At 70.2% G+C, this 26,777-nt stretch carries 23 protein-coding genes; 8 read left to right on the forward strand and 15 right to left on the reverse strand.

The window, feature by feature from the left end:
- Positions 1 to 2: 2 nt before the first annotated feature.
- From urtD to urtA, 4 genes are read right to left on the reverse strand one after another with little or no spacing between them, the layout of a single operon-like run.
- Positions 3 to 818 carry an urea ABC transporter ATP-binding protein UrtD gene (gene urtD, locus ACFYVR_RS19440; protein ID WP_387476123.1) on the reverse strand — a complete coding sequence of 272 codons (816 nt, stop codon included), beginning with the start codon at positions 816 to 818 and terminating at the stop codon, positions 3 to 5.
- Entirely contained in the window at positions 819 to 1,928 is a 1,110-nt protein-coding gene (gene urtC / locus ACFYVR_RS19445) for an urea ABC transporter permease subunit UrtC (RefSeq protein WP_387476125.1), read from the reverse strand.
- Entirely contained in the window at positions 1,925 to 2,809 is an 885-nt protein-coding gene (urtB, locus tag ACFYVR_RS19450) for an urea ABC transporter permease subunit UrtB (protein WP_387476127.1), read from the reverse strand. Before urtB ends, urtC begins: the two co-directional genes overlap by 4 nt.
- Before the next feature lie 43 nt (positions 2,810 to 2,852).
- Positions 2,853 to 4,112: an urea ABC transporter substrate-binding protein gene (gene urtA / locus ACFYVR_RS19455; protein ID WP_387476129.1), complete on the reverse strand. Its 1,260-nt coding sequence runs from the start codon at positions 4,110 to 4,112 to the stop codon at positions 2,853 to 2,855.
- A 356-nt stretch (positions 4,113 to 4,468) separates the two neighbouring features.
- Here urtA and ACFYVR_RS19460 point away from each other — a divergent pair, with 356 nt between their 5' ends.
- Positions 4,469 to 4,750, forward strand: a complete 282-nt coding sequence (locus ACFYVR_RS19460; protein WP_387476130.1) for a hypothetical protein — start codon at positions 4,469 to 4,471, stop codon at positions 4,748 to 4,750.
- A 95-nt stretch (positions 4,751 to 4,845) separates the two neighbouring features.
- Here ACFYVR_RS19460 and lpdA read toward each other — a convergent pair whose 3' ends face one another.
- On the reverse strand, positions 4,846 to 6,249 hold the full coding sequence (lpdA, locus tag ACFYVR_RS19465; protein WP_387476131.1) for a dihydrolipoyl dehydrogenase: 1,404 nt from the start codon (positions 6,247 to 6,249) through the stop codon (positions 4,846 to 4,848).
- A gap of 329 nt (positions 6,250 to 6,578) precedes the next feature.
- On the opposite strand from lpdA, the gene ACFYVR_RS19470 reads away from it, so the two are divergent.
- Both ACFYVR_RS19470 and ACFYVR_RS19475 read left to right on the forward strand, forming a co-directional pair.
- On the forward strand, positions 6,579 to 7,610 hold the full coding sequence (locus ACFYVR_RS19470; RefSeq protein WP_387476133.1) for an alpha/beta hydrolase: 1,032 nt from the start codon (positions 6,579 to 6,581) through the stop codon (positions 7,608 to 7,610).
- Positions 7,611 to 7,769: 159 nt separating this feature from the next.
- Positions 7,770 to 9,809: a prolyl oligopeptidase family protein gene (locus ACFYVR_RS19475; protein ID WP_387476135.1), complete on the forward strand. Its 2,040-nt coding sequence runs from the start codon at positions 7,770 to 7,772 to the stop codon at positions 9,807 to 9,809.
- Positions 9,810 to 9,882: 73 nt separating this feature from the next.
- Here the strand turns inward: ACFYVR_RS19475 and ACFYVR_RS19480 are convergent, their stop codons facing one another.
- The 10 genes from ACFYVR_RS19480 to ACFYVR_RS19525 form a co-directional block, all read right to left on the reverse strand.
- Entirely contained in the window at positions 9,883 to 12,183 is a 2,301-nt protein-coding gene (locus tag ACFYVR_RS19480; RefSeq protein WP_387476137.1) for a protein kinase, read from the reverse strand.
- 11 nt (positions 12,184 to 12,194) lie between these two features.
- Positions 12,195 to 13,028 (reverse strand): alpha/beta fold hydrolase, encoded by an 834-nt coding sequence (locus ACFYVR_RS19485; RefSeq protein ID WP_387476139.1) that lies wholly within the window; start codon positions 13,026 to 13,028, stop codon positions 12,195 to 12,197.
- Positions 13,029 to 13,071: 43 nt separating this feature from the next.
- Entirely contained in the window at positions 13,072 to 13,473 is a 402-nt protein-coding gene (locus ACFYVR_RS19490; protein ID WP_387476141.1) for a peroxiredoxin, read from the reverse strand.
- 62 nt (positions 13,474 to 13,535) lie between these two features.
- Positions 13,536 to 15,026, reverse strand: a complete 1,491-nt coding sequence (locus tag ACFYVR_RS19495) for an HD domain-containing phosphohydrolase (protein ID WP_387476259.1) — start codon at positions 15,024 to 15,026, stop codon at positions 13,536 to 13,538.
- Between the two features lie 203 nt (positions 15,027 to 15,229).
- A complete protein-coding gene (locus ACFYVR_RS19500) occupies positions 15,230 to 16,252 on the reverse strand; it encodes an alpha/beta hydrolase (RefSeq protein ID WP_387476143.1) in 1,023 nt (340 codons plus the stop codon).
- A 337-nt stretch (positions 16,253 to 16,589) separates the two neighbouring features.
- Positions 16,590 to 18,212 (reverse strand): chaperonin GroEL, encoded by a 1,623-nt coding sequence (gene groL, locus ACFYVR_RS19505; RefSeq protein WP_387476145.1) that lies wholly within the window; start codon positions 18,210 to 18,212, stop codon positions 16,590 to 16,592.
- Between the two features lie 261 nt (positions 18,213 to 18,473).
- Positions 18,474 to 18,986 (reverse strand): DUF6764 family protein, encoded by a 513-nt coding sequence (locus ACFYVR_RS19510; protein WP_387476261.1) that lies wholly within the window; start codon positions 18,984 to 18,986, stop codon positions 18,474 to 18,476.
- Between the two features lie 163 nt (positions 18,987 to 19,149).
- Positions 19,150 to 19,953 (reverse strand): methyltransferase domain-containing protein, encoded by an 804-nt coding sequence (locus tag ACFYVR_RS19515; RefSeq protein ID WP_387476147.1) that lies wholly within the window; start codon positions 19,951 to 19,953, stop codon positions 19,150 to 19,152.
- A gap of 53 nt (positions 19,954 to 20,006) precedes the next feature.
- Positions 20,007 to 20,786, reverse strand: a complete 780-nt coding sequence (locus ACFYVR_RS19520; RefSeq protein ID WP_387476149.1) for an HAD-IIA family hydrolase — start codon at positions 20,784 to 20,786, stop codon at positions 20,007 to 20,009.
- A gap of 73 nt (positions 20,787 to 20,859) precedes the next feature.
- Positions 20,860 to 21,024 carry a hypothetical protein gene (locus tag ACFYVR_RS19525; protein ID WP_387476151.1) on the reverse strand — a complete coding sequence of 55 codons (165 nt, stop codon included), beginning with the start codon at positions 21,022 to 21,024 and terminating at the stop codon, positions 20,860 to 20,862.
- 175 nt (positions 21,025 to 21,199) lie between these two features.
- Between ACFYVR_RS19525 and ACFYVR_RS19530 the strand changes: the two genes are divergently transcribed.
- From ACFYVR_RS19530 to ACFYVR_RS19550, 5 genes are all read left to right on the forward strand, one after another.
- On the forward strand, positions 21,200 to 21,670 hold the full coding sequence (locus ACFYVR_RS19530) for an SRPBCC family protein (protein WP_387476153.1): 471 nt from the start codon (positions 21,200 to 21,202) through the stop codon (positions 21,668 to 21,670).
- A 130-nt stretch (positions 21,671 to 21,800) separates the two neighbouring features.
- Positions 21,801 to 22,514 carry a phosphatidylserine decarboxylase gene (locus ACFYVR_RS19535; RefSeq protein WP_387476155.1) on the forward strand — a complete coding sequence of 238 codons (714 nt, stop codon included), beginning with the start codon at positions 21,801 to 21,803 and terminating at the stop codon, positions 22,512 to 22,514.
- A gap of 14 nt (positions 22,515 to 22,528) precedes the next feature.
- The gene (locus tag ACFYVR_RS19540; RefSeq protein WP_387476157.1) at positions 22,529 to 23,386 is read left to right on the forward strand and encodes a CDP-alcohol phosphatidyltransferase family protein; all 858 of its coding nucleotides are present in this window, start codon (positions 22,529 to 22,531) and stop codon (positions 23,384 to 23,386) included.
- Between the two features lie 52 nt (positions 23,387 to 23,438).
- Positions 23,439 to 25,607, forward strand: a complete 2,169-nt coding sequence (locus tag ACFYVR_RS19545) for an AAA family ATPase (RefSeq protein ID WP_387476159.1) — start codon at positions 23,439 to 23,441, stop codon at positions 25,605 to 25,607.
- A 67-nt stretch (positions 25,608 to 25,674) separates the two neighbouring features.
- Complete coding sequence (locus ACFYVR_RS19550) at positions 25,675 to 26,649, forward strand: DUF3089 domain-containing protein (RefSeq protein ID WP_387476160.1); 975 nt, start codon at positions 25,675 to 25,677, stop codon at positions 26,647 to 26,649.
- Positions 26,650 to 26,777: the final 128 nt, after the last annotated feature.

Here is a 26,777-nt window from a genome sequence, read left to right on the forward strand (position 1 = left end):
CGTCATGCCTCCTCCTGTGAATGTGCCGAGTCCCCTGCGGTCCCGAGGTAGACGGCCTGGACCTTCGGATCGGCCTGCACCTGCGTGACGGTGCCCTCGGAGAGCACCTTCCCCGCGGCGAGGACGGTCACCGACGTCGCGAACGCCCGCATGAAGTCCATGTCGTGTTCGACGACGACGACGGTCCGTTCACCGCCGATGCGTCGCAGCAGGTTGCCGGTCTCCTCGCGTTCCTCGAGGCTCATGCCGGCGACCGGTTCGTCGAGCAGCAGCACATCCGCGTTCTGCACCAGCAGCATGCCGATCTCGAGCCACTGCTTCTGTCCGTGCGCGAGGATCCCGGCCGCCGTGTCGCGCTGTTTCGTCAGGCCGATCGTCTCCAGCGCTTCCTCGATCTGCGGCAGCACGTGCGTGCGGCGCCGCAGCAGCGTCCACGCCGAACGCCCGGCGCCGGCGGCGATGTCGAGGTTCTGCAGTACCGACAGTTCCTCGAACACGCTCGCCGTCTGGAAGGTGCGCCCGACGCCGAGGCGGGCGATGTGGTGCACCTTCTTCCCGACCAGTTCGACACCCGACTTGGACACGGACCCCGTCGCGGGCACCAGACCGGTGATCGCGTCGACCAGGGTGGTCTTGCCCGCACCGTTCGGGCCGATCAGGAACCGCAGGTCACCCTGCAGCAGCATCAGATCCACGTTGTCGACGGCCTTGAATCCGTCGAAACCGACCGACAGACCGCGGATCTCGAGGTACTCGCTGGACATGCCGGCGTTGCCGCCTGCCTCCGGAGCCTTGTGGGCGTGCATCGTTTCGCTCATTCAGGACACCTTCACCGGTTCGGGCCGCGCGGACGTCGCGGCGGTGGCATCGGCCGGGGGCTGCGCCCCGGGCCTGCGGCGACGCAGCATCATCACCAACCCGGCGACGCCGGCCGGGAAGAATCCGACGACCACGACGAACAGCAGACCCTGCGCGTAGATCCAGCCGGACGGGAACGACTCGGAGAACGCGGACTGCGCCCACGCCACGCCGATCGCGCCGAGTACCGGGCCGAGCAGGGTCGCGCGGCCGCCGATCGCTACCCCGATCAGGAAGGCCAGCGACGGAACGATGCCCACGTCCGCCGGGGAGATGATCCCGACGATCGGCACGAACAGCGCGCCCGCGATGCCGGCGAGGAACGCGGCGACCACGTAGGCGACGAGCTTGACGTTGGCCGGGTCGTAACCGAGGAACCGGACCCGTTCCTCCTGATCGCGTACCGCGACGAGCAGTTCGCCGTACCGCGAGTACATCAGCTGCCGGATCAGTGCCACCGACAGCAGCAGCACCGCCGCGGCGATGAAGAACAGCATCCGCTTGTTCGCCGGGTCGGCCAGGTTGAACCCGAAGAACGTCCGGAACCGGTTGAGGCCGTTGCTGCCACCGATGGACTGCTGGCCGACCAGCAGGATCGCGAATGCCGCCGCCAGGGCCTGCGAGAGGATCGCGAAGTAGGCGCCCTTGACCCGCCGCTTGAACACGCCGAGCCCGAGTACCAGCGCCACCAGCGCGGGCAACAGCAGAACCGCGCCGAGTGCGAAAACCGGTGACGCGAACGGCTTCCAGTACCCGGGCAGTTCCGTCATGCCCGCGATCTGCATGAAGTCCGGCACCGCGTCCCCGCGCAGCTGCGCGTCGGCGATCTTGAGGTGCATCGCCATCGCGTAGGCGCCGATACCGAAGAACACGCCCTGCCCGAGGGTGAGCATTCCCCCTCGGCCCCAGGCCAATCCGATACCGACGGCCACGATCGCGAAGCACAGGAACTTGCCGAGCAGACCGAGCCGGAAGTCGGACAGCGCCGCGGGCGCCACCCCGAACAGGATCACCGCGGCCAGGGCGAACCCGCCCCACACCCGCACCTTGGGATTCGTCAGCACGCTCACACCAGGCTCCTCGTCTTGACAGCGAACAGGCCCTGCGGCCGGACCTGGAGGAAGACCACGATGATCACGAACACGATCACCTTCGCGATCGACGCCGTGGTCGAGTACTCGATGAACGAATTGAGGATGCCGAGGGCGAACGCCGCGATCACCGCCCCCTTCATCTGACCGAGACCACCGACGACGACCACCAGGAACGCGTCGATCAGGTAGAACTGCCCGATCGTCGGGCTCGTCGACCCGATCAACGTCAGCGCCACACCCGCCACACCCGCCAGACCCGACCCGATGAAGAACGTCGTCACATCGGTGCGCCGCGACGAGATGCCGCTGGTCTCGGCGAGATCCCGGTTCTGCACCACCGCCCGCATCCGCCGGCCCATCGGCGACCGCTTGACCGCCGTCGCCAGCACCGTCACCGCGACGACCGCCAGCACCAGGATGAAGATGCGGGTCTTCGGCACCACCGCGCCGAGGATCTCCACACCACCCGAGAGCCACTGGGGAGCAACAACATTGACCGCGGGCGCCCCGAAGATGTCCCGCGCCAGCTGCTGCAGGATCAACCCCACACCGAAGGTCACCAGCAGCGTGTCCAGTGGGCGGTGGTACATGCGCTTGATCAGCGTCGTCTCGAGCAGTGCGCCCATGAGGCCACCGACGACGAACCCGACCAGCAGGGACACCAGCAGCGAGCCGGTGGCACTCGAGATCACCTGCTGCACCACGTATGCCGTGTACGAGCCCGCCATGATGAACTCACCGTGGGCCATGTTGATCACGCCCATCTGGCCGAACGTCAACGACAGCCCCAGCGCCGCGAGCAGCAGGATCGACCCGATGCTCAGACCCGTGAACAGCTGTCCGATCACGACATCCACGATGTACTCCCTCCCCGCCGGTCGGCTTCGTCGCGGCCCACCACTACTGCTTGCTCATGTCCGCGGCCCACGGGTACGACTCGAGGTACGGGTCCGGGGTGATCGGCTGACCCGAGTCCCACACCGTGTAGATCAGGCCGTCGCCGCGGATCTCACCGATCCGCGCCGTCTTCGTGATGTGGTGGTTCGACCCGTCGATCGTGACCGTGCCCTCCGGCGCGTCGAACGTCACGCCGTCCGCGTTGGCCTGAATGTCCGCCACGGCAAAGGAGTTCGCCTTCTCGACCGTGTTCTTCCACAGGTAGACCGAGGTGTACGCCGCTTCCATCGGGTCCGAGGTGGGCTTGTTCTGGCCGTACTTGGCCTTGTACGCCTCGACGAACGTCTTGTTCTCGGGGCTGTCGATGGTCTGGTAGTAGTTCCACGCGGTCAGCTGGCCCTCGATGTTCTGCACACCGATGCCACCGACCTCCTCCTCCGCGATGGACACCGACACGACCGGCATGTCCTGCGCGGTCAGACCGACGTTCTTGTACTCGCGGAAGAACGCGACGTTGGAGTCGCCGTTGAGGGTGTTGAACACGGCGTCGGCGTCGGCGGTGCGGACCTTGTTGACGATCGTCGAGAAGTCGGTGGAGCCGAGCGGGGTGTAGTCCTCGCCCTTGATCTCGATACCGTTGGCCGCGGCGTAGGCCTTGATGATCCGGTTCGCGGTCTGCGGGAAGACGTAGTCGCTGCCGACGAGGTACAGGGACTTGACGCCCTTCTCCTCGAGATAGTCCAGTGCCGGGATGATCTGCTGGTTCGTGGTGGCGCCGGTGTAGAAGATGTTCTCCGAGTCCTCGAGGCCCTCGTACTGCACCGGGTAGTAGAGCAGCGCGTTGTTGTCCTCGAACACCGGCAGCATCGCCTTGCGGCTCGACGACGTCCAGCCGCCGAAGACGGCCGCGACGCAGTCGCTGCTGATCAGCTTCTCGGCCTTCTCGGCGAACACCGTCGGCTCCGACGCGCCGTCCTCGCCGACGACCTGGATCTGCTTGCCGAGCACACCGCCGGAGGCGTTGATCTCCTCGACGGCCAGCGCGATGGAGTCGCGGACGGTGACCTCGGAGATCGCCATCGTCCCCGACAGGGAGTTGAGCGAGCCGACCTTGATCGTGTCGCCGGAGGTGTCGACGCACGAGGTCGCGGTGGACTCGCCGGACGCGGTGTCGGATGCCTTGCTGCCGCAGCCGGTCAGCACGAGGCCGAGCGCGGCGACGGCGGCGGGAGTCGCGAGGGCGCGCTTCGAGAGGTGACGCATGTACGGGCCTTTCGGTCGAGAACGTGCGAGGGGAGGACCTGCTGGTGAAGCCTGTATCCGGTCGGCGTATACAGCGAGGTATTCGCGACGAGTGCAGACATTAGGCGGAAGTTGTTGCCCCGGAATGTCTGTCGATCACCAGTTGGTTGCACAGATTTCTACGACGTAAACAAGCCCTCACGGGGAGTCCCCGGCACGGGTGGGCGACGCCGCCGGCCAGCCACCGGTGGGGTCGATCACGGTAGATCACGAAGGGGTTTCAGTGCATTCGAACCGTCACCGAAGGCGCGGCTCCACGCGGTACAGATCACTGATCTGTTCCGAGATCGTCAATTCGACCCATCAGGAGCTGAATCATGAATCTCAAGAAGATTGCAGCCGGGCTCGCCGTCAGCGGCGGAGTCGCCACGGCCATGACGTTCGGTGGCGGTCAGGCCTCAGCTGAGCCCGTGACGTTCTACGGGTGCGTATTCCCCTACTACGGTGTTCTCTACTTCGTCACCACCAACGAGCCGAACCCGGGCGCATGCGGTCCCGGCGCGCCGATCTCGTTCCCGGGCGACGACGAGGGCAACCCGCTGCCTCCCACCGGCAGTAGCGGCTCGTCGGGGTCCTCCGGCGGGTCGTCTGGATCCTGACGCGGCAGCCGTGGTAGCCGAGAATTCGGCGAAAGCGAGCCGCCCACCACGGAATGTCGTGGTGGGCGGCTCGTGGGGAGAAAGCGGCCGAACGCCTAGAAGTTGATCATGTGACCGGCGAGGCCGTGGATGGCCTCCTGCAGCGCCTCCGACAGGGTCGGGTGCGTGTGCACGTTGCGGGCCAGCTCGTTGACGGTCAGATCCCACTTCTGCGCGAGGGTCAGCTCGGGCAGCAGCTCGGAGACGTCGGGGCCGATCAGGTGGCCGCCGATGAGCTCGCCGTGGGTCTTGTCCGCGATCAGCTTGACGAAGCCGGTCGGGTCGGCCAGGCCGTGCGCCTTGCCGTTCGCGGTGAACGGGAAGGTCGCGACCTTCACGTCGTAGCCCTCCGCCCGCGCCTGCTCCTCGGTCAGACCGAAGCTGGCGACCTGCGGCTGGCAGAACGTGGCGCGCGGCATCATCCGGTAGTCGCCCAGCTCGAGCGTCTCGGCTCCGCCGATGGTCTCGGCCGCGACGACGCCCTGCGCCTCCGCGACGTGCGCGAGCTGCAGCTTGGCGGTGACGTCACCGATCGCGTAGATGCCGGGCACGTTGGTGCGCATCCGCTCGTCGATCGCGATGGCGCCACGGTCGGTGAGCGCGACACCGGTGTTCTCCAGGCCGAAGCCGGTCACGTTCGGAGCGAAGCCGACGGACTGCAGGACCTTGTCGACGACGACCGTCTCGACCACACCGGACTTGTTGTCCTTGATCGCGACGGTGACCTTGGCGCCGTCGTCCTCGATGGTCTGGACAGCGGCGCCGGTCTTGATGGTGACGCCGAGCTTCTTGTACTGCTTGGCGATCTCCTTGGAGACGTCCGCGTCCTCGTTCGGCAGGGCGCGGTCGAGGAACTCGACGATGGTGACGTCGACCCCGTAGTTCTTCAGGACGTAGCCGAACTCCATACCGATGGCGCCCGCGCCGACGATGAGGATGGAACCGGGCAGGTCACGGGTGAGGATCTGCTCCTCGTAGGTGACGACGTTGCGGCTGAGCGAGGTGCCGGGCAGCAGCTTGGTCGTGCTGCCGGTGGCGATGATGACGTTGTCGAAGGTGACCGACTCGGTGCCGCCCTTGCTGAGCGCGACGTCGATGGCGTTCGGGCCGGTGAACGTGCCGCGGCCGTCGAACTCGTCGATCTTGTTCTTCTTCATCAGGAAGTGGACGCCCTTGACGCGGCCGTCCGCGACCTGGCGGCTGCGGTCGAATGCCGCGCCGAAGTCGAAAGACGCCTCCCCCGAGATGCCGAAGGTCTTGGCCTCTTTGGTGAAGATGTGCGCAAGTTCGGCATTGCGGAGAAGGGCCTTGGACGGGATGCAGCCCACGTTCAGGCAGACACCGCCCCAGTACTTCTCTTCGATGATGGCGGTTTTCAGGCCCAGCTGCGCCGCGCGGATGGCTGCGACATACCCACCGGGACCGGCACCGAGGACAACGACGTCATAGTGTGAGGTCACGAGCTACCAGCGTAGTCCTGCCCCGATTCGCTGTCCCGGCACGGTCCCCTTACCGGCCGGTAGGGACCGGTGTTCGGCCCCGGTGTCGTCCGCGTGGGCCACATTGTCGACGAATCCTGCACGGAACCGGGCACAACGGCGTCGCGGGCGACGAGAATCGTCACCGGTGGTCGTGGGCCCGTCAGGACCGGGTCCACGACCACCCTCCACGCCGGGATCGGCGCCCCGCAACCTTAACCTGGCTAAGCACCCGGGGCTCCGGTACAAAGGTTGCAGGACCAGGGCCGTCGTCGCTCCGACGCCATCCCACGACTGTCAAAGGTTTCCTCATGCCTCGGATCTCCACCCGCGCGCGCACGCTCGCCGTGGTCACCGCGCTGACCACCCTGCCGCTGTTCGTCGCACCGGCCCTCGCGACGGCGGCACCGACCGTGCGCACCGCCGTGAGCGGCGACGCGTCGTACCTCGAACGGATCGACCGGGACAGTGACCGCCTGGTGACCGCGCAGGTGTACTCCGCGGCGATGGACCGCGTGATCCCGGTCGAGGTCATCCTGCCCGCCGACACCAGCGCACCGCGGCCCACGCTGTACCTCCTCAACGGCGCGGGCGGCGGCGAGGACTCCGCGACCTGGCAGCAGCGGACCGACGTGATGGACTTCTTCGCGGACAAGAACGTCAACGTGGTGACCCCCATCGGCGGCGCGTTCAGCTACTACACGGACTGGGAGAAGGACGACCCGGAGCTCGGCCGCAACAAGTGGACGACCTTCCTCACCCGGGAACTGCCGCCGATCATCGACGACGCGTTCGACACCACCGGCGTCAACTCGATCGCCGGCATCTCGATGGCCGGCACCTCCGTGCTGAACCTCGCGATCGACGCACCCGGCCTGTACGAGAGCGTCGGCGCCTTCAGCGGCTGCGCCGAGACCTCGACCGAATCCGGTCAGTTCTACGTCCGCGCCGTGGTCGAGTCCCGAGGCGGCGGCGACGCGACCAACATGTGGGGCCCGTACGACGGCCCGGGCTGGCCGGCGAACGACCCGGTCGTCAACGCGGAGAAGCTGCGCGGCCTGCAGTTGTTCATCTCCTCCTCGTCCGGACTGCCCGGCGACCACGACACCCTCACCTCCCCCGGGATCAACGGCAACGCGGCCGTCCTGGCCAACCAGGTGATCCTCGGCGGCGTCATCGAGGCCGCCGCGAACCAGTGCACCCACAACCTGCAGAACCGGCTCTCCGACCTCGGGATCCCCGCCACCTTCGACTTCCGCCCGGCGGGCACCCACTCGTGGGGCTACTGGCAGGACGCCCTGCACGAGGCGTGGCCGATGCTGGCCGCGTCGATCGGCGCGTAGGTTCCGCTGCGCCACCACGAGAAGGGCCCCGCACCGTCCGTGCGGGGCCCTTCTCGTCGGCCGGTCCCGGCGTACCCGGACGTCGAGTGTGCGGTCGCACGATCGACGACGAGTTCGACCCGCCGCGCCTCATCAGACGCCGCGGGGTATCAATGACGCATGGCATCCGACCCCACCGACCCGCATCTCTGGCTCGAGGACGTCACCGGCGAGGACGCCCTCGACTGGGTACGCGAACGCAACGCCCGCACCGTCGCCGAGTACACCGACAACCCGGAGTTCACCGGCCTGCGCGACCGGATCCGGGCGGTGTTCGACACCGACGCCCGCATCCCCTACGTGCGACGCCGCGGTGCGTGGCTGTACAACTACTGGCGCGACGCCGACCACGTGCGCGGCCTGTGGCGGCGCACGACGATGGACTCGTACCGCACGGACTCCCCCGACTGGGAGGTTCTCGCCGACCTGGACGCGATCGCCGACGCCGAAGGCGAGAACTGGGTGTGGTCCGGCGCGCTGGTGCTGCGGGCCGACGACGCCACCGACCAGACCCGCGCGCTGGTCAGCCTGTCGCGCGGCGGAGCCGACGCCGTCGTGATCCGCGAGTTCGACCTCGCGAACCGGCGGTTCGTCCCGGCCGAGGAGGGCGGCTTCTTCCTGCCCGAGGCGAAGTCCGACATCGACTGGATCGACATCGACACCGTCTACGTCGGCACCGACACCGGGCCCGGCACGCTCACCGACTCCGGCTACCCGAGGATCGCGCTGCGGTGGCGCCGCGGCACCGACATCGGTTCGGCGGACCCGGTGTTCGAGGGCGAGCACACCGACGTCGCGGTGTCGGCCTGGTACGACCGCACCCCCGGATTCGAGCGCAGCTTCGCCGAGCGGTCCGTCGACTTCTTCACCTCGCAGCGGTACGAGATCGCGTCCGACGGCACCCTCGTCCGGATCGAAGCCCCCGAGGACGCCCGGGTGTCGGTGCACCGCGAGTGGCTGCTGATCCGGGTGCGGTCGGACTGGACGGTCGACGGGATCACCCACCCGGCGGGCACCCTGCTCGCGGCCCGCTACGCCGATCACCTCGCCGGCTCCCGCGACCTGACGGTGCTCTTCGCGCCCGATGCGCACACCTCGCTCGAGCAGTACGTGTGGACCCGCAACCACCTGCTGCTGGTGACGCTGTCGGACGTGCAGACCAGGCTGCGGGTGCTCACCCCCGGCGCGGACGGCTGGACGGACACCCCACTGGACGGCGTCCCCGAGCTCACCTCGACCGACGTGATCGACGTCGACCCGGTCGAGTCCGACGAGTTCTTCCTCAACTCCAGCGGATACCTGACGCCGGCGACGCTGCTGCACGGGTACGTCGGCGCACCGATCGAGGCGCTCAAGCAGGCACCCGCCTTCTTCGACACCGCGAATCTGTCCGTCGCGCAGCACTTCGCGACCTCCGACGACGGCACCGCGGTGCCCTACTTCGTGGTGCGCCGCGACGGCGCCGGGCCGGGTCCGACGTTGCTGTACGGCTACGGCGGCTTCGAGAACTCGATGCTCCCCGGCTACGGCGGAGCCCTCGGCCTCGGCTGGCTCGAACGCGGCGGAACCTACGTCGTCGCGAACATCCGCGGCGGCGGCGAGTACGGACCGTCGTGGCACACCCAGGCACTGAAGGCCGGACGGCACAAGGCGTTCGAGGACTTCGCCGCCGTCGCCCGCGACCTCGTCGACCGCGGCGTCACCACGGTCGCGCAACTCGGCGCGCAGGGCGGCAGCAACGGCGGACTGCTGATGGGTGTCATGCTCACCCGCTACCCGGAGCTGTTCGGCGCCGTCGTCTGCCAGGTGCCGCTGCTGGACATGCGCCGCTACCACCTGCTGCTCGCGGGCGCGTCGTGGATGGCCGAGTACGGCGACCCCGACGACCCCGCCCAGTGGGAGTTCATCGGGCAGTACTCGCCGTACCAGAACACCGACCCCGACCGCGCGTACCCGCCCGTGCTGATCACCACCTCCACCCGCGACGACCGGGTGCACCCCGGCCACGCCCGCAAGATGGCGGCGCAGCTGGAGAAGGAGGGGCACGAGGTCTGGTACTACGAGAACATCGAGGGTGGGCACGGCGGCGCCGCCGACAACGCGCAGCTCGCGTTCAAGTCGGCGCTGGCGTACGAGTTCCTCCGGCGCACCCTGAGCTGACCGCCGAGTGTGCACCTACGGGTGCGTCGCCCGGGGTGGTGGCGTCGGTAGGCGGACACTCGGCGACAAGCGCTCAGCCGAGCGTCACGACGCGGCGCAGTGCCCGCAGGTCCGCGTCGATCCGCCGGAACAGCTGGTACACCGCGATGAAGCCGACGATGCCGCCCAGGCACAGCAGCCGGACCGTGAGATCGACGTAGCCGGGCCGATCGGCGCCCGCGAAGCTCAGTCCCGCGACCCCGATCAGCGGGACCGACGCCGCCACCGCGAGGTAGCGGGTGCTGAGCACCCCGAGCGCGCGCAGGTCACGGCCGTCGTCGCTGTGAATCTCCCCGTGCGACAACAGGACCGGATACAGACTGCGGACGGCGTACAGCGTCAGGAAGAAGTACGGGTACGCGACGGCCACCGCCCCGCACACCGCCAGCGACGTCAGCAGCTGTGTGAAGGTACGGGGCGGAATCTCCCCGGCCACGAGCTGCAGGCTGACCGGATACAGCACACCGGCGACCACCCACAGCGTGAACGCCACGACGACGGCGCGATGCCCGAGCGCGAGAGTGGCCCGCCGGGCCCGGCCGAGGGTCCGCTCGTCGTACACCACGCCCCGTTGGACGTCCCGTGGCACGGTGATCGCGAGCCGGCACCACCACAGGATCAGCAGCGCCCCGAGCGGGAACGCCACCACCCCGATCAGCAGGTGCACCTGTTCGAGGCTCTGCTGAGCCGCCGGGCTCAGGGTGCGGATGATCGTCTCCCGGTTGTAGTAGTAGTTGAAGGCGGTCGCGAGCAGGTTCGGGATGCCGATCGCCGCGAGCACGATCGGCAGTGCCCACGGCACCGCCGCGGACCGTCGGCTCCCGGGACTCGGGTCGACGAGGCCACGGGCCCGCGGGTCGAGGCACAACGCGAACTGGCGGGCGAACTTGCGCCCCGTCGACCACCTCCGGTCCGGCTGCGGCTCGAGCGCGGTCAGCAGCACCCGGCGCAACGCCACGGGACATTCCTCGGGCAGCCGCGCCGCGGTCGCCTCGTCGACACCGGATCGGCGCCGCTCCAGCGCCTCGGCCGGCGTCTCGGCGTCCGGGAAGGGACGCTCGCCCGTCAGCAGTTCCCACATCATCACGCCGAGCGAGTAGATGTCGCTGCGGGTGTCGATCCGGACGCCCGGATCGGCACCCGACGTCGCGCCCGCCGACAGGGCCAGCTGCTCCGGCGACATGTACGCCAGCGACCCGGCCACCACGCCCGTCGACCCCGGTACCGCGACGGTGTCTCCGGAACTGACGTTGAAGTCGGCGAGCTTCGGGATCCCCTCCGCCGTCAACAGCACGTTGGCGGGTTTGACGTCGCGGTGCAGGACCCCCTGTTCGCGGGCGTACTCGAGCGCCTCCGCCAGCCGCAACCCGATCCACGCCACCGTCTCCGGCCACGACAACGCCGCCACCTCGGCCCGCACGCTCGACTCCCCGGGACCGGTCACGCCCTTGCGGGCGAGCTCCCGGTCGATCGAATCGAGCAGCAGTTGCCCGGTTCGGCGCTGCGGGGGCGTCGCCCGGACCATCCGGACGACGTCGAGCAGCGTGCCACCGGGCACGTACTCCATGAACAGCGCCCGCAGCCGGCGGTCCTCGAGCACCCGCTGGTCGTAGACCCGCACGATGTACGGGTGGTCGAGCTGGGCGAGGGTCTGCGGCTCCGCCCCGACGTTGCGGGACAGCTTCAACGCCACCCACCGCTGCATCGCGGTCTGCCGCGCGAGGAACACCCGGGCGAACGCCCCGTGCCCGAGTTCGGCGACCAGATCGAAGTCGTCGAGGCGTTCGCCGACCTGCAGCTCCCCGCTGTCCGGCAGCGCCGACGGGCCGCTGTCGCCGGACCGCGGGTCGTGCTCGAGCAGCCACGCGAAACGCTCCGCCTGCTCCGGGAACTCGGCGACGTAGTCGTCGGCGCGGACGTCCTCACCGGCGAGGCGCCGGACGCGGTACTCCTCGTAGATCAACTCGGGCGGAATCGGGCCGGTGAGCAGTTCCGGGAACTCGAGGCAGTAGTCGGCGATCCGTTTCGGCCTGCGCACCCGGATCCACCGGTACGCGAGGTCGACCATGACGAGTTCGATCAGTGCGGCACGCCGGATCGCGTCGGTGTCGGGAAGGTAGTCCCGCAGGTCGTCGGGTGGACGGTTGTCCTCCTCCCACTCCGCGACCAGCCGCGCGACGCCGGTGTCGACGACGACCCCCGCGCTGGGGCCGCCCGACCGCGACGCCGGTTCGGACCCGGTGCCCCCGGGAGCGAACCGGGCGGCCACACCGAGTTCGGTGAGCGGGCCGCCTGCGACGGTCGCGTCATCGGGAGAATCGCGCTCCGGACACATGGGCGTTCACGTCACTCGCGATCGCGCAGCCACGCCACGATCCGGTCGACCGTGCTCCCGCACTGCCGGATCCAGCCGTTGTGTCCGAGCGGCTCCTGCTGATGCCACGTGGTGACGTCCGCCTTCGGGAGTTTGCGGACCAGGTTGCGGATCGCGGACTTCGGGGCCAGGTCGTCGCCCTCGACCGAGATCGACAGGACCGGCAGGGTGAGCCGGCCGATCCGCTCCTCGTAGTCGATGTCGGCGCCGGCCGGCTCGATCAGTCCGGTCCGCGCGAACCTGGACCAGTCCGAGATCAGCACCTTCGACTGCCTGCCGAACCCGCCGACGTCGAGCCGGTCACCGGGCCAGAATCCGGCGACGTTCGCGGTCACCGACATCGCCGCCGACCCGACCAGCAGACCCGCGCCGCGCACCACACCGTGCCCGCGGTGGAACGGCGAGCCCGACGCCACCAGGATCAGCCCACCCAGACCACCGCGGGCGCGGGCCGCGTACATGACGCCCAACTGCCCACCCATGCTGTGCCCCAACAGGTACGGCGTGCTCTCGTCGAAGTGTTCCCGCACCACCTCGAAGATCGCCGGGTAGTCCACCGACACGAGCTCCTGGTAGCCGTAGGCGCTGTCCGGCCCCGGCCGGGGACGGCTGTCGCCCTGCCCGCGCAGTTCGCCGATCGCCGCGTTGAACCCGCCGTCCACCAGCGCCTGCGCGACGGTGTCGTAGTAGCCGCCCGGCACCCCGAGTCCGGGGAAGATCACCACGACCGGCGCCGCCTCCCGGCCGGCGAACAGTCGCACCGGAACCGTGCTGCCGTCCGGAACCTGAATCGGAATCGTCTCCACAGTTCCATACTCTCGCGGCGGGGACCGCACCGACAGTGGATTGTCAGTAGCTGAAGGTGACCGCTCCCCCGTCGCCGATCCACCGCCACATCGGAACGGTGCCGCCGATCTCGGCGTTCGACACCAGTGCCGCCTCGTCGAGGTGCTTGGCCTCGAAGCAGATCGGGCAGACCAGCAGGCGCCCTCCTGCTGCGTCGAACCGCTTCACCAGATCCGGCAGCGGCGGGCAGCCGCTGCACGCCACCCCGTGGACGGTGCCCTCGACGGCGAGCCGCACCGCCTCCTTGGTCAGGAACATCAGGGTCGATCGACCTCCCTCCGCGGCGCCGACCGCGACGAGGAACGCCACCGTCACCTTCTCCGCGTCCTCGAGGCCCGTGGTCAGGCTGATCACAGCCTTGCCGGAGCTGCCGTTGTCGCCGTTGCCGTTCGTGTTCTCGTTCATGCATCCGAGCATTCGCCGCGGACGGACGCCGGTCATGAGGCATCCGCCTCATTCTCGGGCACTCACTCGCCGGGGCCGACGCCCGCCGGATAGCGCGCCAGGCCGTGGTCGATCGCCGCGAGGGACGCCTGGATCCGGTTGCGGACACCGAGCTTGCCGTAGATCCGCTCGACGTGGTTGCGCACGGTCTTCTCCGAGATGACGAACTGCGCAGCGATCTCCCGGTTCGTGTATCCCTGCGCCACCAACCGCAGCACCTGCACCTCCCGGTCGGTGAGCCCGGCCGGCCACGAGCTGCGGCGCGCGGCACGATGGCCGGCGGCGGCCAGGACGGCGTCCACCGCCTCGGGCTCGAGTCGACCCGCCCGGGCGTCGCCGCGCACCACCTCCGCAGCCTCGTCCGGGGTGTACGCCGGCCGGTACGGTCGCGGTTCGCGCAGACGCTGGTACGCGTCGGCCGCAGCGAGCATCCGCGCCGCGGGATCCAGGTCCGCCGCGGTGGTACCCCGCGGAAACCCGCTGCCGTCGAGCCTCTCCCGATGCGCCGCCGCCACCGCCACGACGTCCGCGAGGCCCTCGACCCGGCTGAGGATTCGCCCCGTCAGATACGGGTACAGCCGCACCCGCTCCCACTCGGACGCCGTCAGCGCCCCCGACTTCTCCCAGATCCGGTTCGACACCCCCATCCGCCCGAGGCCGTGCACCAGCCCCGCCCGGTACAGCCGCCGCTGCTCCCCGTCCGACATCCCACGATGCCGCGCGGCCGCGCGCGCCGACTCCGCGACCGCCCGCGAATGGCCGAGCAGATACGGGCACTTGAGGTCGACGAACTCCCCCATCGCGCCGAGGAACGCGTCGAGCTCGTCGCCGCTCAGCCTCCGGTCGCGGTCCGGGGCCTGATCGAGCGCCTCCGACCACACGTCGCAGTCGAGCAGGCCGCCGGTGATCTCCGCGGCGTCGGCGACGAACGCGTCGACCACCCGCGGACAGAACTGGCTGCCGCGGCGGGCCCGGACGACCTCCACCGAGCGGACCGGTCCCCCGGCCCGCAGGTGCACCTCGGCGACGTCGGCGACCGCGACCATCCGCGACGGCAGCGGGATCGCGTCACCGCGGACGCCGGCGGGCAGCCCCCTGCCGTCCCACCGCTCGAAGGTGAACGCGAGCGCCTCGCCGACCTGCCCGTCCAGCCCGACGCGGTCGGCGAGCACCCGCGCCGAGGCGCAGTGCGAGGAGATCAGGTCCGTGAGCCGGGACCGGGCGGTCACGGTGAACGCGACGGCGCGCAGCCCCCGCGTCCACGCCGACGCGTCCTCGCCGGCGTGCCGCAGGATCAGTCGCAGCATCGGCACACCGACCATCTCGATGTCATAGGTGTCGGCGCGGAACGCGATGTCGTCGCCGACGAGCGCGGCGAGCTCGTGGGAGTCGGCGTGGCATCCGATCCAGCCGACGAGGGTGCCGTAGTAGGCGGCGCCGCGGTCCGCGGCGCCGACCCCGATCCGGTCCGCGAGCCGCGTCGCGATCAGGGACGAGCGCAGCATGTGCTCCATCGGCTGACCGAGCCCGAGGTCGATCGCCAGCGACAGCGCCGCGAGCAGTTCCGCACTCGTGGGGGCGTCCACACGCTTCGGAGCCGCATCCGTCCGGTCCACGGCACCATTCTCACCCCGCCGCCGACTCCGCTCAGCGCAACGGCGCCGACCCCGCTGCTCGCGGGATCGGCGCCGTTGGCGGTCAGCCGGACGTCAGTGCGTCAGATGCCGAGCGTGTTGGCGATCCACGGCCACGACTTGTGCAGGTCGTCCTCCCAGTAGCCCCACGAGTGGGTGCCGTTCGGGCGGAAGTCGAAGGTCGCGGGGATCTGCAACTCCTCGAGGCGCTTGGCCAGGTTGGTCGTGCACAGCAGCGTCGCGCCCTCGATGGCGCCGCCGAGCAGCATCTGGTTGGCCAGCGCGGCCGGGCTGCCTGCCTGCTCGACGGTCTCGTGCGGGCCGGGCAGGCCGTTGCCGGTCGAGACGTAGATCTGGGTGCCGCGCAGCTTCTCGGCGTTGACGACCGGGTCGTTCTCGACCCACGCCGGGTCGTCCGTCGGTCCCCACATGTTCAGGGTGTCGCCGCCGCCGCGGGACTCGACGACGAGCTTGATGTAGGTCTGGCCGGCCTCGGTGCTGGTCTCGGCGCAGCCGCTGTAGCCGGCGACGCTCTTGTACAGGCCCGGTGCCTTGATCGCCAGGTTCAGGACACTGGTTCCGGTCATCGAGATCGCGGCCAGCGAGTTCACGCCGTTGCCGTCGAACGCGGTGTCGATGATCGGCGGGAGCTCTTCGGTCAGGAAGGTCGTCCACTTGTTGCGGCCGAGCTTCGGATCGTCGTTACGCCAGTCGGTGTAGTAGCTGAACGCACCGCCGACGGGGGTGACGACGTTGACGGGCTTGTCGGCCATGAACTCGGCGACATCGGTCCGGCGCTGCCAGGTCGCGGAGTCCTCGCCGCCGCCTGCACCGTTGAGCAGGTACAGGGTCGGACGCGGCACGCTGGTGTCGGCGGGCAGCTGGATCTTGACCGGGATGGTCTTGTCCATCGACGCGGAGTAGACGTAGGCGGTGACCTCACGGCCCGTGCCGTCGATGCGCTCGAGCTTGGATCCGTTCGGCGCAACCGCTTCGGGTTCGGCGTTCGCGACGGCGCCGACACCGAGCAGCGGGAGGACGGTCAGCGCGGCCGTGACGGCCGCGATGCGGCCGAAACGTCGGCCGGATCCACGAAACTTGGGCATCTTCCCACCTTGATCTGTTGACGTCGTGCCGTCAGCTTGTCGTTCGTATGTCTCGAGCCAGTCGTGCACAAGGTCTCGATTCGGAAATGGCTCGCCCTGCGTATATACAGCATCGTGGCCCCACCGTTACACCCGTGGGGCCCCGAACGTGCAGTGCGCGGACAGTCTCACCGAGAGTGTGCCGGGTTGTCACGGGAATCGTCAAAGTGAGGAACGGAACTCACCCGACCGACCGACGTCCCGTGCACCGGACGCCGCGAGGCCGGCCCACCGTTCGGTGGACCGGCCTCGCAGGGAACCGGGTGGGACGATCACGTCGTCCCGTGCGGGCCTGGACTCAGAAGTCCATGCCGCCCATGCCACCGGTCGGGTCCGCGACGGGCGCGGCCTTCTCCGGCTTGTCGGCGACGACGGCCTCGGTGGTCAGGAACAGGGCCGCGATGGACGCCGCGTTCTGCAGCGCCGAGCGGGTGACCTTGACCGGGTCGTTGATGCCGGCGGCGAGCAGGTCCTCGTACTCACCGGTGGCGGCGTTCAGGCCGCTGCCTGCGGGCAGGTTGCGGACCTTCTCCGCGACGACGCCGGGCTCGAGGCCGGCGTTGAACGCGATCTGCTTGAGCGGAGCCTCGAGGGCAACCTTGACGATGTTGGCACCGGTGGCCTCGTCGCCCTCGAGCTTGAGGTCGTCCAGAACCGGAGCGGACTGCAGCAGAGCCACGCCACCACCGGCGACGATGCCCTCCTCGACGGCAGCCTTCGCGTTGCGGACGGCGTCCTCGATGCGGTGCTTCCGCTCCTTGAGCTCGACCTCGGTCGCAGCGCCGGCCTTGATGACGGCGACGCCGCCGGCCAGCTTCGCGAGGCGCTCCTGCAGCTTCTCACGGTCGTAGTCGGAGTCCGACGCCTCGATCTCGGCGCGGATCTGGTTGACGCGACCGGCGATGGCGTCGGCGTCGCCGGCACCCTCGACGATGGTGGTCTCGTCCTTGGTGACGACGACCTTGCGGGCGCGACCGAGCAGCTCGATGCCGGCGGTCTCGAGGGACAGGCCGACCTCTTCGCTGACGACCTCGCCACCGGTGAGGATGGCGATGTCGGCGAGCTGCGCCTTGCGGCGGTCACCGAAGCCGGGAGCCTTGACGGCGACGGACTTGAAGGTGCCGCGGATCTTGTTGACGACCAGGGTCGACAGGGCCTCGCCCTCGACGTCCTCGGCGATGATCAGCAGCGGCTTGCCGGCCTGGATGACCTTCTCGAGCAGCGGCAGCAGGTCCTTGACCGTCGACACCTTGGAGCTGACGAGCAGGATGTACGGATCCTCGAGGACCGCTTCCTGACGCTCGGCGTCGGTCGCGAAGTACAGCGAGATGTAGCCCTTGTCGAAGCGCATACCCTCGGTGAGCTCGAGCTGCAGGCCGAAGGAGTTGGACTCCTCGACGGTGATGACGCCTTCCTTGCCGACCTTGTCCATGGCCTCGGCGATGAGCTCGCCGATGGACGCGTCGCCGGCGGAGATACCGGCGGTGGCAGCGATCTGCTCCTTGGTCTCGACCTCCTTGGCGGTGTCGAGCAGCTTGGCGGTGACGGCCTCGACGGCCTTCTCGATGCCGCGCTTGAGACCCAGCGGGTTGGCGCCGGCAGCGACGTTGCGCAGACCCTCACGGACGAGCGCCTGAGCGAGGACGGTGGCGGTGGTGGTGCCGTCGCCAGCGACGTCGTCGGTCTTCTTGGCGACCTCCTTGACCAGCTCGGCGCCGATCTTCTCGTAGGGGTCCTCGAGCTCGATCTCCTTGGCGATGGACACGCCGTCGTTGGTGATCGTGGGGGCGCCCCACTTCTTCTCGAGCACGACGTTGCGACCCTTGGGTCCCAGCGTCACCTTGACGGCGTCGGCGAGGCTGTTGAGGCCACGCTCGAGGCCACGACGGGCCTCTTCGTCGAACGCGATGATCTTGGCCATTGCGAAGTGATCCTCCGGATTGGGGGTGACACACAAGGCGACCGCTCGTCGGGTCACCTCACTTGCGCGCAGGGGCCACCGCTGGGGTTGCGCCCTGTTCACTCGGCCAGGTTCGGTGCCCGCGACGGACGACCGGGGGTGTCGATGGATCCCGGTCTCACCGTCCCGACCTGGCACTCGCGTGTTGCGAGTGCCAAGTGCATTTTTAGCACTCGCCCGGGTCGAGTGCAAGGTTTCGGCGGTCCGCCGCGAGCCCCCGCGTCAGCGGATCAGGCAGACGGCGCCAGTGTTCAGGTTGACCGCGAACGAGAGCGGGCCCACGCAGTTCACCCCCGCCGACGCGGCGGTGGCACCCGACCCCCAACCGGCCAGCGCGAACGTCACGTCACCGTTGTCGGTGCGGGCGTGCGCGATACCGCCACCGATGGCGTACGCATGCGCCTGACCCGCGACCTTCGACGAGCTGAGCGCGACGCCGTAACCCGTCGCGAACGTGTCGGCGGCGCCGCCCTCCGACACACTGACGGCGGTCCCGCTGTCGGTTGCGCCGGCGTTCGCGCTGCCCCCGTTGGTCGCGGTGGCGCCGCAGCTGGCGTCACCGATCACGCGGATGTCGTTGGCCGACGGCGGCGAGACGCAGTCCACCCGCGCAGCCGACGCGACACCGGTACCCGCGACGGCGAGTCCACCTGTCACCGCCACACCGGTTGCGATCGACGCGACGATCCGCGCGGCGCGGCCGCGGAAGAAGGACAGGGAACGGGAACGGGACACGGTGCGCACGGAACTCCTCGGGCAGCGGTGAACGACTGTGCCGTCGACCGTAGCCGAAATCCGGTCGGCGAACGGCCAGGATGACAGCGATTCGTAGCATCGAAAAGGAAACGGATCTCCGGCGGCGACGCGCCCGGTGATCTCGGGCGCCCGGAGGACGCGCTCACCCCCGCGCGGGCTTCTCCGCCACCACGAAGATCCGCGTGAAGGGAAACACCGTCCCGTACTCGCGGCGCGGATACGCCGCCCGCAGCTTCGCGCCGTACTCGGCTTCGAACTCGGCCGCGTCGGCGGCGGACAGCAGGCCGACCACCGGCCGCAGCGCGGTGCCCCGCACCCAGTCGAGGACGGGGTCGGGCCCGGACAGGACGTGCTGGTACTCCGTACGCCAGGCCGAGACCCGCAGCCCGGCCGCGATCAGCAACTCGAGATAGTCGGACGGCTCCGCGACCCGACCCTCGTTGCGCTGCACCCCACCGAGGCGGTCACGCCAGCGGGTCGACTCGGCCACCTCCCGCAGCAACCGGTGCGACGGCGCATCGAAGTTGGCGGGCACCTGGAAGGCGAGCCAGCCCGCCGGCTCGAGCTCGTCGGCCCAGCGCCGCAACAGGTCGCGATGCGTCGGCACCCACTGCAGCAGCGCATTGCTCACCAGGACGTCGGTGCCGACCGCCGAGAACTCCTCCGCGGCGCCGAGCACGAACTCCGGGTTCGGCAGATCGTGGGCGGTGGCCGCGGCGATCATCTCCGGCGAGGAGTCCACCCCGAGGACATTCGCCCCCGGCCAGCGCGCCACCAACGTCGCAGTCAGGTCACCCGCACCGCACCCGAGGTCGACGACGCGGCGCGGGTCCGTGGCGCCGATGCGGCCGACCAGGTCGAAGAACGGACGGCTGCGCTCCGACTCGAAAAGCGAGTACTGGACCGGATCCCACTGCACGGCTTCCTCCGCTTCTCGTCCGCTCACCGCCGCCGTCGCCCGACGCGGGAACACCCGGCAACCGCCGCGTCGGGTCGAGCCTACGGATCGAGTTCGTCGAGCAGGGCGGGGAGATCGGCAACGGAGTCGATCACGTGGTCGGGCGGCCGCGGCGCCGACACCAGGACCGCGGGCCGGAACTTGCCGGTGCGGACCAGTACCCCGATCAATCCGACGTACTGCGCGGCGAGAACGTCGTTGACGAGGTCGTCGCCGATCATGACGGTCCGTTCGGGATCGCTGCCCATCAGTGCGGCCGCGGTGGTGAACCCGGTCGGCGCCGGTTTGCCGATCACCGTGGCCCGCGCGTCCCCCGCGGCCTCGAGTCCGCACAGGTAGGCGCCGGTGTCGATGCGGAGTCCGTCCTCGGTCGCCCAGGTCAGGCCGCCCTGCATCGCGACCACCGGGACGCCGCGCTGCATCAACTCCACCACCCGACTGAGGGTGACGTGGTCGAATTCGGGGCCGGCGCCACCGAGCACCACCACCTCGGGGTCCGCGTCGTCGAGCACGACGCCCGTGAGGTCCTCGCCGACGTCCCCGTGATTGACCACCAGGCAGCGAGCCCCCGGGTAGGTGACCCGCAGGTATTCGGCGGTGAGCGCGGCGGCGGTGACGATCTCGCGGGCGTCGACGTCCATTCCCCGCTCGCGCAGCGTCGCGGCGATGTCGGCGCGGGTGCGCGACGTGGTGTTGGTGAGGAAGGCGACGGGCAGCGACCGGTCGCGGACCGCACGCAGGGCGTCCGCAGCACCCGGTATCGGTCGCCACGACGTGACGAGGACCCCGTCTATGTCGAACAGCACGCCGTCGACGCTCACCGGATCAGTATGCCCGGCTCGCCGCCGCCCCCGAACAGGACGCGCTCGGATCGTTGCACCGCGGGACGCTGCCTCAGCGGAGGAACCGCCCTCGCAGCAGGTCGTCGACCTCGCGCGGGGTGAGCAGCCGCTCGAGACGTTCGCTGGGCCACACCGGTCGCCGGCCGCGACTGCGCTGGATCGGCAGCAGTGGCAGCGAGGGTCGAGGGGTCGAGTGCAGGGCGTCTGGGATCTTCACGACGAGCTCCGGGTGAGGGCGCCGACCGAGGGGCGACCGGCGGCGATGTGGTTACCCTGGACATCGCTCGCGGACCGCCGCGCATTACAGCATGGACAGGACTCTTGACGAACGCCGCCGAGTCCGGAAATCATATGTGACTGACAGTACCGCTAACTCTCGAACCGGAGGCCCCGTGACGAACACCCTCGAAGCGAGCGTCGACATCGACGCCACCCCCGACGCGGTGTGGCAGGTGGTCTCCGACCTCGAACGCATGGGCAGGTGGAGTCCGCAGTGCAAGACGATGAAGGTCTTCGGCGGACCGATCCGTCGGGGCAGCCGCACGGTCAACGTCAACAGGAAGGGCCGCCTGGTGTGGCCGACCAGCGCCAAGGTGATCCGTTTCGAGCCGGCCCGGGCCATCGCGTGGCGCGTGACCGAGAACCACACCATCTGGACCTACGAACTCACCCCCACGGAGACCGGCACCCGCGTCACCGAACGTCGCGAGGCCCCGACCGGAACGACGAAGATCTCGTCCTTCCTCGTCGACAAGTTCATGGGCGGCACCGCCGACTTCGAGGTCTACATGATCGCCGGGATGAACACCACGCTGTCCCGGATCAAGTCCGAGGTCGAGGCCGCCGCCGCACCCGCACGCTGACCGAGGGCCCCACCCGCTCGAACGGACGGATTCTTCGGTGCCGTACTCGCGCCGTACTCGGCTAGCCTGTGAGTGCCCGCGAGCGACCCCTCGCGCGCGTCGAAGCCGTCACCGACCGTAAGAGGAGCTCGTGGCCCGCCGCCCCACCCCCCTTGGCACTCCGCAACCGACCGGCCTCGCGCACGTAGCCGACCTGGTCCGGACCACGATCCCGCCGCTGCATCCGGCCGGTCTGCCGTTCGTCCTCGGACCCCTCGCCGTGGCCGCGCTCGGCCGGCGTCGGCCGTGGATCCGCCGCAGCGGACTGCTCGCCGCCGGAGCCTGCGCCGCGTTCTTCCGGCATCCGCACCGGGTGCCGCCGAACCGGCCGAACGTGGTCGTCTCCCCCGCCGACGGCGAGGTCGCACTCGTCGACAACGCGGTACCGCCGGCCGAACTGGACATGGGCGACCAGCCCGTTCCCCGGGTCAGCATCTTCCTGTCCGTGCTCGACGTACACGTGCAGCGCAGCCCCGTCGCGGGTGAGGTCCTGCGGGTGGTGCACCGACCGGGCAAGTTCCTCTCCGCCGACCTCGCCGAGGCGAGCGAGGACAACGAGCGCAACTCGATGCTCCTGCGCACCGACTCCGGCCACGAGGTGGCGGTCGTCCAGATCGCCGGCCTGATCGCCCGGCGCATCGTGTGCGACGCCGAGGTCGGCGACCGGCTCCCGATCGGCGACACCTACGGATTGATCCGCTTCGGCTCCCGCGTCGACACCTACTTCCCCGCGGGCAGCACGCCGATGGTGGAGCGGGGCCAGCGCGCCGTCGGCGCCGAGACCGTCCTCGCCCAGCTGCCGTGAGTCCCCGCGAGATCGTGTCCACCCGGACTCGCAGCGCGCCCCGCCGCGTCGCGAGCAGTGGCCTTCTGCTGCTGCCGAGCACGCTCACGATCCTGGCGCTGTGCAGCGGCCTGTCCGCGGTCAAGTTCGCGCTCGAGGGGCAGGCCGGGGTGTCGCTGGCGATGATCGGCGCGGCCGCGGTCCTCGACTCACTCGACGGCCGCATCGCCCGACTGCTCGACGCGACCACCAAGATCGGCGCCGAACTCGACTCGCTGTCCGACGCCATCTCGTTCGGCGTCGCCCCCGCGCTCGTCCTCTACGTGACGCTCCTCGACGGCAGCAACGCGGGCTGGATCGTCGCGCTCGTGTTCGCGGTGAGCATCGTGCTGCGCCTGGCACGCTTCAACACCCTCCTCGACGACGACACGGCACCGTCGTACACCAGCGAGTTCTTCGTTGGCGTCCCCGCCCCGGCCGGGGCGTTGATCGCGCTCGCCCCGATCGCCGCGTTCGAGCAGTGGGGCGAGGGCTGGTGGTCGTCGTTCTGGGTGGTGACCGTGTGGACCGTGCTGTCGGCGGCGCTGATCGTCAGCCGGATCCCGACGCTGGCGATGAAGACGTTCTCGGTGCCGCGCCGGATGGCGGCGGCACTGCTGGTCGGGGTCGCGCTGACGGCGGCCGCGCTGATCACCTACCCGTACATCCTGCTGATCGTGCTGGTGTGCGCGTACCTCGTGCACATCCCGTTCGCGGTCCGCTCCAAACGCTGGGTCGCCGCCCGCCCGGAGGTGTGGGACGTCAAACCCGCGGAGCGGCGGGCGATCCGGCGGGTGAGCTCCGACCGCCGCTCCTACAGCCGTCTGGGGCTGCGGCGCCCGAAGGCCCGCTGACGGGTCCCGGACACCCCCGGCGGCCGGGACACATCCCACTACTGTTGGTCGGGTGACCTCCCCGGAACTCGCGCTGACCGCCCGGCTCAACACGTCCGCCGCCGACGCCCGCCGCGGGGTGGTGCGGCTGCATCCCGAAGCCCTGGCCGCGCTGGGGCTGCGCGAGTGGGACGGGATCGCCGTGATCGGCGGCCGCCGGACCGCCGCGGTCGTCGCGTTCGCTCCGGCGGGCACCCCGACGGGGACCGCCCTGCTCGACGACGTCACCCTGTCGAACGCGGGGTTGAAAGAGAATGCGCGCGTCGTCGTGTCCCCGGTGACGGTGTACGGCGCCCGCGCCGCGACGGTGAGCGGGTCGGCGCTGGCGGTGCAGTCGATCTCGGAGTCGACCCTGCGGCAGGCACTGCTCGGCAAGGTCCTCACCGTCGGCGACACGGTGTCGCTGCTGCCGCGGGACCTCGGCCCCGGCACCTCCACGGCGAGCGCCACGCAGTCGCTGTCGCGCACGTTCGGGGTGGCGTGGACGTCCGAGCTGCTGACCGTGACCTCCGTCGATCCGTCGGGTCCGGTGAGCGTACAACCCAATTCGGCGATCGGCTGGGGGGTCCCGGCCGCCGTCCCGGCGCAGGCGGCGGTGGTGCAGCCGGCGTCGACGCACCAGCATCCCGAGCCGGTGCCGGTGGGCGACCTCGTCGGGGTGTCCGCGCAGTCCGCGAAGCTGACCGAATGGCTCAAGCTGGCGCTCGACGAGCCGGAACTGCTGCACACCCTCGGTGCGTCACCGCATCTCGGGGTGTTGATCACCGGTCCCGCCGGGGTCGGCAAGGCGACACTGGCACGCGCGGTGCTCGCCGGGCGGACCGTCGTCGAGCTGGACGGTCCGACCGTCGGCGCACTCGAGTCCGGCGCCCGGCTGCAGCGCGTCGCGGACGCGGTGGCGGGGCTGCGCACCGAGCGCGGCGTCCTGCTCGTCACCGACCTCGACGCGCTGCTGCCCGCCGACCCGGAGCCGGCGTCGACGCTGATCCTCGACGAACTGCGGCGTGCGGTGGACACGCCGGGGGTGGCGTTCGTCGCGACCACCGCGCACCCGGACGCCCTCGATTCGCGGGCCCGCGCGCAGGACGTGTGCGATCGGGAGCTGATGGTGCCACTGCCGGACGGGCGCACCCGCCGGGCGCTGCTGGAACTGATGTTGCGCAAGGTCCCGACCACGACCCTCGATCTCGGGGAGATCGCGCTGCGAGCACCGGGATTCGTGGCCGCAGACCTGGCGGCGCTGGTGCGGGAGGCGGCACTGCGGGCGGCGTCCCGGGCGAGCTCCGCGGGCAGCGAACCGCGCCTCGAGCAGTCGGATCTGATCGGGGCGCTGGAGGTGATCCGGCCGCTGTCGAGGTCGGGCGCCGAGGAACTCGCGGTCGGGTCGGTCACCCTCGACGACGTCGGTGACATGGTCGAGACCAAACAGGCGCTGACGGAGGCCGTGCTGTGGCCGCTGCAGCATCCCGACTCGTTCGCCCGGCTCGGCGTCGACCCGCCCCGTGGGGTGCTGCTGTACGGGCCACCCGGATGCGGCAAGACGTATCTGGTTCGGGCACTGGCCAGTTCGGGGCAGCTGTCCGTGCATGCGGTCAAGGGCGCCGAACTGATGGACAAGTGGGTCGGCGCGTCGGAGCGGGCGGTACGCGAATTGTTCCAGCGCGCACGCGATTCCGCGCCGTCGATGATCTTCCTCGACGAGGTGGACGCGTTGGCGCCGCGGCGCGGGCAGTCCACCGATTCGGGTGTCACCGACCGGGTGGTGGCGGCGCTGCTGACCGAACTCGACGGTGTCGAACCGCTGCGCGACGTCGTCGTGGTCGGGGCGACCAACCGTCCCGACCTGATCGACCCCGCGCTGCTGCGTCCCGGACGGCTCGAACGGCTGGTGTTCGTGCCGCCGCCGGACGCCGACGCGCGCGGCGCGATCCTGCGGACCGCGGGACGGTCGGTGCCGCTGGCCGACGACGTCGACCTCGACGCGCTCGCGGTCGAACTGGAGGGGTACTCGGCGGCGGACTGCTCGGCGCTGCTGCGGGAGTCGGCTCTGGCAGCGATGCGGCGCAGCGTCGACGCCGCCGACGTGACGGCCGCGGACGTCGCCGCCGCCCGCGAGGCCGTCCGCCCCTCCCTCGATGCGGACCAGGTCGCGCACCTGCAGGCGTATGCGGAGGGGCGCTGACGCGCAGTGGTGCACTTTCGGACGTTCCGGGGTCCGACGGTGCACCACTGGGGCTACGCTGCCCGGCATGGCGATCTCCCGTCGGGCGCGCACCGTGGTCGTTCTCGTGTGGGCGGCGCTGCTCTCCGCCCTGGTGATCGCCCCGCCCGCGACCGCCGACTCCGGCACCACGTGGCTGTGCCGGCCGGGACAGCCGGACGACCCGTGCGGTGGACGCGACGGCGCCCCGATCGACTGCTTCTATCTGTATCCGACGGCGTCGCTGCAGCTGTCGACGAACGCGAACCACGACAGGTCACCCGAACTGCAGGCCGTCGCACGCGCCCACACGGAACCGTTCGGCGCGCACTGCAACGTGTGGGTGCCAGTCTACCGGCAGGTGACGCTGCGCGCGCTGTTCACCGGCACCCCCGACGAGCGGGCCGCGGCCCTCGAGGTCGCCTACGCAGATGTCGAACGCGCCTGGGACGACTACCTGACCCATCACAACGACGGCCGCGGCGTCGTGCTGATCGGGCACTCGCAGGGCACCCGGATGTTGCGGTCCCTGATCCGCGACCACGTCGACGGGCGGCCCGTGCAGTCGCAGTTGGTGTCGGCGCTGCTGCTGGGAGGCAACGTCCTGGTCCGGGAGGGCGACGTCGTCGGCGGCGACTTCACCTCCGTGCCCGCGTGCACGAACGTCGGGCAGACGGGCTGCGTCGTCGCGTACTCTGCGTTCTCGCGCACCCCGCCGCCGGACACCCGGTACGGCCTGTCGACGGCGCCGGGGCTGGAGGTGCTGTGCACCAATCCGGCTTCCCTGCACGACAATTCCGATGCGCCGCTGCACGCCCGGATCGGCGGAGTCGAGGTCGACGCGTTCCACGGCCGCTGCACCGACGGTGACGGCCCGCGGGTGCTGATGGTCGACGGACCGGGTGCGGCGTTGCTGCCGGCGCTGCCGAACGAGAGCTGGGGCCTGCACCTGCTCGACGTCAACATCGCCCAGCGCGACCTCGTCGACCTCGTCGCCGCCCAGAGCGCGACCTACCTGCGCTGACCGCAGTGGTGGGGGGTGGGGGGGGGGGGGGGGGGGGGGGGGGCCCCCGGGGGGGGGGGGGGGCGGGGGGGGGGGGGGGCGCGGGGGGAGGCGCCGGGGGCCGGGGGGGAGGGGGGGGCGGTGGGGGT

This window comes from Rhodococcus sp. NPDC003318 (assembly GCF_042879035.1).
Classification (GTDB): Bacteria; Actinomycetota; Actinomycetes; order Mycobacteriales; family Mycobacteriaceae; genus Rhodococcus_G.

Coding starts and splice junctions, on each gene's coding strand:
- ACFYVR_RS19475 (WP_387476135.1), top strand. CDS start 7,770: ATGGCATCCGACCCCACCGACCCGCATCTCTGGCTCGAGGACGTCACC.
- ACFYVR_RS19490 (WP_387476141.1), bottom strand. CDS start 13,473: ATGAACGAGAACACGAACGGCAACGGCGACAACGGCAGCTCCGGCAAG.
- ACFYVR_RS19480 (WP_387476137.1), bottom strand. CDS start 12,183: ATGTGTCCGGAGCGCGATTCTCCCGATGACGCGACCGTCGCAGGCGGC.
- ACFYVR_RS19460 (WP_387476130.1), top strand. CDS start 4,469: ATGAATCTCAAGAAGATTGCAGCCGGGCTCGCCGTCAGCGGCGGAGTC.
- urtA (WP_387476129.1), bottom strand. CDS start 4,112: ATGCGTCACCTCTCGAAGCGCGCCCTCGCGACTCCCGCCGCCGTCGCC.
- groL (WP_387476145.1), bottom strand. CDS start 18,212: ATGGCCAAGATCATCGCGTTCGACGAAGAGGCCCGTCGTGGCCTCGAG.
- ACFYVR_RS19500 (WP_387476143.1), bottom strand. CDS start 16,252: ATGCCCAAGTTTCGTGGATCCGGCCGACGTTTCGGCCGCATCGCGGCC.
- ACFYVR_RS19495 (WP_387476259.1), bottom strand. CDS start 15,026: ATGGAGCACATGCTGCGCTCGTCCCTGATCGCGACGCGGCTCGCGGAC.
- ACFYVR_RS19470 (WP_387476133.1), top strand. CDS start 6,579: ATGCCTCGGATCTCCACCCGCGCGCGCACGCTCGCCGTGGTCACCGCG.
- ACFYVR_RS19550 (WP_387476160.1), top strand. CDS start 25,675: ATGGCGATCTCCCGTCGGGCGCGCACCGTGGTCGTTCTCGTGTGGGCG.
- urtD (WP_387476123.1), bottom strand. CDS start 818: ATGAGCGAAACGATGCACGCCCACAAGGCTCCGGAGGCAGGCGGCAAC.